The organism is Hahella sp. HN01 (assembly GCF_018986435.1).
Lineage (GTDB): Bacteria > Pseudomonadota > Gammaproteobacteria > Pseudomonadales > Oleiphilaceae > Hahella.
This window is the reverse complement of the sequence record NZ_JAHMIN010000108.1, coordinates 1-2,033: the sequence shown is the minus strand read 5'-3', so window position 1 is coordinate 2,033 and position 2,033 is coordinate 1. Positions and strand designations below refer to the sequence as shown.

The window sequence follows — 2,033 nt, the reverse complement described above, 5'->3', positions numbered from 1 at the left end:
GAAGCCACCGTCAGCATTTCTGTCGTTCCAGTAAATGATGCGCCTTCCGCCAACGATCAGGCGCTGACGGTTGCGGAAGATCAGACTCTGGCGATTGTGCTGACTGCGCAGGACAACGATGCGGACGCACTGACTTTCACCTTGGTGAGCCAACCTGTTAATGGCGTTCTAACGGGCGATGCGCCGACACTGACTTATACGCCCAAAGCCAACTTCCATGGCGACGACGCCTTTATCTTTACCGTCAGCGACGGCCAGGGCCAGTCTGAACAGGCTACAATTTCTATCACTGTCACGCCTGTTAACGATCTTCCGGTCGCTCAATCACTCGAACTGACGCTGGATGAAGACGCTTTTATCGATGTGACCTTGCAAGGCGCTGACATTGACAGCGACAGCCTGACGTTCTCCGTACTTGAAGGACCGGCCCACGGAACGCTGAGCGGCGAAACGCCTACGCTGCGCTATACGCCAAGCGCCAATTTCAATGGCGTTGATTCCTTCACCTACCGCGTCAACGATGGTTTGGCTGACTCAGCTGTCGCCACGGTGACGTTGACTGTGCGCCCTGTGAGTGACGCCCCAGTGCTGACTGGCGAGCCGCTCACTGTTACGCCGGAAGGTTTAGTTTACGCTTATACAGCGAACGCTTCTGATCCAGATGGCGACGCTTTGGCGTTTCATCTGGATCAAGCCCCGCAAGGCATGACCATCGACGCCGCCAGCGGCCAGATCAGCTGGACGCCGCCGCAAGATTACGTGCAATCCGTTAAAGAGCTGAACAGCCAGTGTTACGTCACCCATATCGGCGACGTCAGTACGGACAGTAATGGTTCAACCACCAGCGCCCAAGTTAATCATCCCGATCTTCGCCTGGGCTCCATCGCGCTGGAAGCCGGGGCGGACCATGTGTATCAAGTTAGCGTAGCGTTATCGAATCGTGGCTTGGCGGACGTCAGCGCGCCGGTGGATGTGTCTTTTTATGTAGGCGCGCCGGAGAACGGCGATCTATTGGGAACGCAGCGTCTGACCCATCTGGYCAGCGGAGAAACCGCTCGCCTCAGTCTGGGYGTKTACGACTACCTGCTGACTGACGATATTTATGTGACCATGGCGGTCAGCCAAGTGGTGGAAGAGTGCGACATTCGCAATAACCAGGCCCGTGCGGCTCTGGTTTCGTTACGCGTATCCGATGCCAGCGACCTTTCGGACACGCGTTTGTTCGCAATCAATGTGGAAGACCGCAATGCCGACCCTGTCATCACCAGTGATGCGGAACTGAAACATCAGGCAGGTCAGACGCTCAACTTCCAAGTTAGAACCACCGATGCAGACATCGGTGACGCTCACCACTTTACACTGGTGTCCGGCCCGGAAGGCCTGAGCATTGATCCTCGCACCGGCCGTTTGATCGCCAACATTGGCGATCTGGCAGCAGGCGATTATCAGATCGTCGTGGAAGTAGAAGACCTGCGCGGCGCCACAACCCAACAAACGCTGACCTTGTCCATCGCGGAAAACTTACCGCCGCAGATTGTGAGTGCGCCGGTATTAACCGCCAGTACGACACTGCAGTACGCCTATTATGTAGAGGCGACAGACCCTAATGAAGGCGACAAACTTACCTACGCCTTAGTCAATCAGCCTGCTGGAATGAGCATTCAGCCCAAGTCTGGTCTTATTACCTGGCTCGGCGATGAGCGCTACGTGGATAACCGCGCGGATGATAATGGTTACTGCGCAGCAGACCCACAAGACTTGCGAACGCTTGATCCGGTTATTAAGTGGTCCTGGCCACTGGACGGAGAATCCATACCTCATGACGAATATAACCAGGTCATGCATACCCCTCTTGCCGTACCGCTCTATGACACAAATGGCGATGGCAAGCTGAATGATAAAGACGACATCGCCATTATTTTCCAGTCTTTCAGGAAATCTGGTTACCAAAACGCGGGATTCCTGCGCGCCATTTGGGCCAAAGACGGGACGCATATCTGGACGTCCGAGTCCGTCCGACCCTATCCGCTAAG

At 55.4% G+C, this 2,033-nt stretch carries 1 protein-coding gene; it reads left to right on the top strand.

From position 1 onward, the window contains the following. Positions 1 to 2,033 (top strand): Ig-like domain-containing protein (locus KP814_RS32405; RefSeq protein ID WP_216740654.1); only part of this gene is annotated, 2,033 nt, incomplete at both ends.